Source organism: Okeania sp. SIO2B9, assembly GCF_010672505.1.
GTDB classification, from domain to species: Bacteria; Cyanobacteriota; Cyanobacteriia; order Cyanobacteriales; family Microcoleaceae; genus Okeania; species Okeania hirsuta.
This window is the reverse complement of record NZ_JAAHGK010000452.1, coordinates 1-5,335: the sequence shown is the minus strand read 5'-3', so window position 1 is coordinate 5,335 and position 5,335 is coordinate 1. Positions and strand designations below refer to the sequence as shown.

6 protein-coding genes and 1 pseudogene are annotated in these 5,335 nt (G+C 32.6%); 5 read left to right on the top strand and 2 right to left on the bottom strand.

Going from position 1 to position 5,335, the window contains the following annotated elements:
- Positions 1 to 153 precede the first annotated feature (153 nt).
- Together F6K13_RS16690 and F6K13_RS16685 are read right to left on the bottom strand one after the other, a co-directional pair.
- Positions 154 to 1,041, bottom strand: a complete 888-nt coding sequence (locus F6K13_RS16690; RefSeq protein ID WP_124146214.1) for an Rpn family recombination-promoting nuclease/putative transposase — start codon at positions 1,039 to 1,041, stop codon at positions 154 to 156.
- Positions 1,042 to 1,353: 312 nt separating this feature from the next.
- Positions 1,354 to 1,938: a Uma2 family endonuclease gene (locus F6K13_RS16685; RefSeq protein WP_124146215.1), complete on the bottom strand. Its 585-nt coding sequence runs from the start codon at positions 1,936 to 1,938 to the stop codon at positions 1,354 to 1,356.
- A gap of 393 nt (positions 1,939 to 2,331) precedes the next feature.
- Here F6K13_RS16685 and F6K13_RS16680 point away from each other — a divergent pair, with 393 nt between their 5' ends.
- From F6K13_RS16680 to F6K13_RS16660, 5 genes and pseudogenes are all read left to right on the top strand, one after another.
- The gene (locus F6K13_RS16680) at positions 2,332 to 2,694 is read left to right on the top strand and encodes a hypothetical protein (protein WP_124146216.1); all 363 of its coding nucleotides are present in this window, start codon (positions 2,332 to 2,334) and stop codon (positions 2,692 to 2,694) included.
- A gap of 222 nt (positions 2,695 to 2,916) precedes the next feature.
- Entirely contained in the window at positions 2,917 to 3,225 is a 309-nt protein-coding gene (locus F6K13_RS16675; protein WP_124146217.1) for a hypothetical protein, read from the top strand.
- Positions 3,209 to 3,672 (top strand): annotated as a pseudogene (locus tag F6K13_RS16670) (DUF1822 family protein); the annotation flags it as partial. The gene F6K13_RS16675 and the pseudogene F6K13_RS16670, both read left to right, overlap by 17 nt.
- A gap of 66 nt (positions 3,673 to 3,738) precedes the next feature.
- Complete coding sequence (locus F6K13_RS35215; protein WP_338043218.1) at positions 3,739 to 4,167, top strand: DUF1822 family protein; 429 nt, start codon at positions 3,739 to 3,741, stop codon at positions 4,165 to 4,167.
- A gap of 412 nt (positions 4,168 to 4,579) precedes the next feature.
- Positions 4,580 to 5,116, top strand: coding sequence for a hypothetical protein (locus F6K13_RS16660; protein WP_124146220.1), 537 nt, complete (start codon positions 4,580 to 4,582; stop codon positions 5,114 to 5,116).
- The last annotated feature ends 219 nt before the right edge of the window (positions 5,117 to 5,335 follow it).

The window sequence follows — 5,335 nt, the reverse complement described above, 5'->3', positions numbered from 1 at the left end:
GAAGATCCGGGTTATGTGGCCCCGGATGGACCGGAAGTACCGCCATTGGAAGATATCATTTTGATGTAATGTTAGTATCTGTTTGGCGCTACTAATTGAGCGATCGCTCCTAAAGCCATTTAGGGACATTCCATAGAACGTCCCTACTGTGGTCTATGATCTATCCTGCAACCAATTCAACAAATCTTCCAAACTATTGAAGTCTAAAAAATCTTCTCCTAAATCATCCAAATTTTCAACAGATAAATCCTCAATTTGACTAATTATTGCCTCTGGAATTTCTCCAAAACGCTTTTTAAGTTGACGCATTATTAATTGCAATCTACCTTGTTGTTCGGCATAAGTTATCCGTCCTCTCTCATCTTGCATTGCTATTCCTCGGCGCTCAACTATATCTAATTCTTCCGCTGTCATGTTAATTTTATTAGCAATATTTAAAGCCTTTCCTATTTCCGAAACTTCTCCTAAATTCTCTGGAATACTATCCAAATGAGTAGCCTCTTTCAGAAAATAAATCCACTTATCACTCAAACTATTTAACTCAGACAAAGCTTTCTGAAATTTCGGCAATTCTACAAAAATTAGCTGCAATTGGTCTGCCAGACATTCAAACTTTTTAGTCTTCTCCTGAAAGACAAATTGATTAATCACATCCTCAGTATTTGGGAATAGGATAAAATCTGTAATTGTTACCGCTATAGCTGGATTAAGTAGAAGATAATCTTCTCCTGTTTCTAATTGATTTGCATAAGCTTTAGCTAGGTTATAAGCTACTCGTTTATTAAAACCAGCCATTCTAGCAACCTGCATTTCAATCACTACAATAGAACCATCTACTAAAACAGCTTTAACATCTAAATATGTATCTTTTAAACTGAGCAATTGACCAGGATTAAAAGGATTAACAATTGTCAAAGACTGAATAATTTTTTCTCCCCCATAAATAATCGCATTGAGAAAACTGATTAAGATATCTTGACTTTGTTGGGAACCGAATATTTTTTTAAAAGCATAATCGATCTTAGGACTAACAAATTTCATAGTATTTTTTCTCCCTTTAACAATCAGGAATTATAGTAAATATTTTAGCAACTCTACTTACAAGAGGTGTAGGCTGGGTTTCGGCTGTCGCCGACATGAAAAGCGACAGCGCAACCCAACAACTATAAATTTGTGTTGGGTTTCCTTAAGGTCAACCCAACCTACGCCTGACTCCTCTGAATATGAATAACTTTTTCCAGAGATATCGAATAACAAATTTCATAGTAGTTTTTATCCTTTTCAAGCCAGAAATTATAGTAAATATTCTAGCAACGATACTGAACTTTTTTTCTAGATATAAATGAATCTTTTCTAAAGATTGGGAACAATTGTATTACTAATTCCTGCTTTTTTAAATACTTGTTCAGCAGTTAACTCCAATCCTCCAAATAAAGAATCTATCAGTAGAGTATCTCCCATATAAGTTTGTGGCGGTGCATCTGGATAAAAAACTGTAATACTCTGAGCTTTACTATCAATAACCCATACTCTTAATACACCTGCATCTAAATAATCTTTAGCTTTAGCATTAAGTTGACCATAAGTTTGACCGGGAGAAATAATTTCTATTACTAAATCTGGCGGTACAGAACAAGCAACATCTTCTTCCCAATCTTCAGGAAAACGTTCGGCAGCAAGATATAATAATTCTGGAACAGGCATCCAATCTTTTCCTTTTCTGATTAATTTAACTGCCAATTCTGGGTAGACTTCTCCCTTACCTTGACACCATTCATCAATTAAATAAAGTAATGCACGAGTCAGTTTAGAATGAAATTTTTTTGGCGACATTTTTGCTACTGCTATTCCATCAATAAATTCATAAGTAATATCTCCCTCTCCTGGTGGAAGTTCGATAAATTCTTGTAATGTGAGTTGATTTTTTACCTGTACCATTTTTCACCTCTAATACGAAATTAAAAAAAGCTCGTTACAGTATTTTTTTCTCCCAATTAATAATTAATAGTAGATTGCATTAGACAGCTACAATTTACAGAAGTTTTTAGGTCAGTGAACCACATAAAAAAAATGATAACCTTGTAGGGACGTTGCATACAACTTTGTGGTCTACTCAATTAATTATTTGGTGTTGGGTTTCGGAGTCCCTCAACCCAACCTACGCTTAACTCCTCTAAATATGAATAATTTTTCCCAAGGATATCGACATTAACTATAGAGACACTCAAACTTGAATATTCCATGAAACTCAAATTATGAATAACTTTTCCAAGAGATATCGAAATTAAATATAGAGACACTCAAACCCTAATATTCTATGAAAATAAAATTATGGACAAAGATGCAAAAGTCAAACAACTATTAATCGACATCAAAAACCAAAGGGGAGACCAAAGAAACCAAACCATTGACAGTTTACTAAATATTACTCCCAAATTGCCAGGAATTTGTCAAGACAAACATCCAGATTATTTACACGCAGTTAATAACACTTTATTCTCTGTAAAACACAATATTGATAAGTTTTTCCAGGAATACAAAAAAAGATGGAGAATTGATCTTATTCAAAATTCACCTCTACTGGTACGACAGCGTTATGTAATGTGGATAAATGGATATTTAAAATATGACATTCTTGACTTATACCGCAAGACGAATCAAGATATTAGTCTCGATACTCCAGTAGGTGAATAGCAAAAATAAAATTGGATAGACTTATTAGCTAATGAAGGATTTAATATTTCTACATCAGATGGTTTTGAGACTTATATTACCCATATACAAAATCATAAAACTCAAAGAAAAGGTCTAATTTTAGAACTTTACATTGAGAACGATCCAGAAGGAAAATTACAGAAATTTCATCCCAAAGGATATCCAGAATGTAACGCCCAAACAATAATTCAGTATTTTTATTTGAGCAATGCAGGTGACAAAGTAACAGTAAAAGAGGACTGGATTATTGTTGATAAGCAAAAAGGAAAATACATCAGAAAAAGCAAAAAAATAACCAATCTTTCTGAACCGGAGAATAAAAATAATTGGACAAGTTTTGCTAAGGAACATGATATTAAATATCAAACTCTCAAAACCTATTGGCGCAGACATGATGAGAGTATATTTGAGGAAATTAATCAGGATATTGAGCAGAATTTCGACAAGTACACCAAACTATTTGCACAAAAAATCCAAGAAATATTAGGAGAAAATGACAATGATAAATAGAACAGAATTACAACCAGTTTTTGTAACTTTAGATGCTGAAACACATCAACAAGCTGCCAGTGTAGCTGCCGAACAATCTAACCCAGAAATTGGCAAACAAACTTATTTTAATATTCTTGCTGTTAAGGCTGTTAATAATTTATTGAAATGGTTAGATTTTTCTACAGATTTACAACAGGTTAAAAGTTTAAATCCAATTCTGAGTGGAGTGTTAAATGCCACAGACTTAGTAGTAGAAAACAAGAGATTTTTTGTATTCCAATTTTGCCTGGAAAAACAGAATTTTCTGTACCTCCCGATGTACCAGACAATATCATTGGTTTTGTAGCGGTGCAGTTCGAGCAAGTTTTGGATAAAGCTAAAGTTTTAGGATATTTCCCTGTAAAAAATGTGGATAATTTACCAGAAACTATTCCTCTGGAAAAACTACAACCTCTAGATAATTTATTTGCAATTTTAGAAGAATTAAAACTGCAAAATGAGTCAGAAGTATTAGAAATAAATGTTTTAGAATTGCTCAAACAAGGAATTAACGAACTAGCTGAACAAATTGGTTGGCTATTACGCAACAAAAAAACAGATTTAGCATTTGACAAGGAAGTAGGCACAAAAGAATTAGAAATTCCCACAGATAATTTTTTATCCAAACAACTCAAAATTGCCGGACAATATTTTATTTTGCGGGTAATTAGTCGAGTGAAAGATGGTGAAATTATCTGGCGATTTGAACTGCAAAATATAGCTGTGGGAGGTTTAATTCCGGCAGGCTTTAAGTTGCGATTATTGACAGAGTATGGAGAAAATTTTGAAAATAATGAAGCTGTATCTACCCATGCTGTAGAAAAGCTATATGTAGATGTAATTTTAGAACCAGGGGAAGGTTTAATCTGGGAAATTGAGCCGATTCCTGATGATTTTAGTAGAGAAATTTTGCGGTTTTAATTTGACATCTCAATAATAGGAAAATCAAATCTTTGTAGTAGGGAAGTTCCATGGAATTTCCCTATTATTTTGAATAAAATTCCATCAACTTTACAGAGTAATAAGTAGAACAACAAATTACAATCAAAAATCTGACTTGAGGATAGTTTTATATATTATTTATCAGGAGAAAAATAGAAATTTTTCTTAGCCTCAATTCACATTAAATATATAAAAGGTTTTGTTTCCAGTAAGTCTTAAATATTCAAGCATAGATGGGAAAAACTTGATTTGAAATGCTTGCTGGAAAACAGCCTATTTTTGAGTATAACTTAAAAAAACTGAATTATAAAATCACCTCAAATCTACAAAATGAGAGTTATTTAGTTCGATAAAAATAGAAACCTAGGACTCACAAAGAAGTTAAAATATCATGGACAATAAAATTATTGGTACTTTTCTGATACTTCTGGGCACCTCAATAATTTTTCCTCAAACAGCTATTCCTATTATGGAAATAATGACACCAATTATCAAACTTGTAGAAGAAATTTATGATAACCCAAATCCTTACCAAGAACCGGAAAGCAAAAACTATAGACAAGAATCTTCAGTTATTAATTCTGTTGAAAAATCTTCATCTTTCAACTTAAGCAAATCCAGCCAAAAACTTCGGTATATAAATGGAAAAAAAGTTACTTCCTTTGGTCAAAACGGACAGTTTGTGGGAAAAGTTGAGAGAATCAGGATTCAGAAAAAACTAATTAGTCAAGATAGTGGAGTAGTTGGAATTATTTGTTGGAATGATGGAATTCAATCTAATGTTTTATTCTTAGAAAATTCCCGAGTTCGGGTGTGGACAAATAGTATTGAATATGGTGGAAAATGGTATTGGGATACAGCAGGTTATTTACGCATCAAAATGGATCAAGGTTCTCAATATATTTTTGATTACCAATTGTTACAATAATGTTAGGGCATCTCAAAAGCTTAAAACTCAGAAAAAGCCAGATTTTTCCTTCTGTATCACCTATTATTATCCAATAAATGTAAAGCTACTTGTTCTAAATATCTGCGCTCAATTGGCTGAATAAATTTATCTAAAGGATTCAAATCAACAATATAGTTGCCTACTTTTATTCCCACTGGTTCTAAATGTTTTCCCTGGATTTCTTGATGTAATAACCAG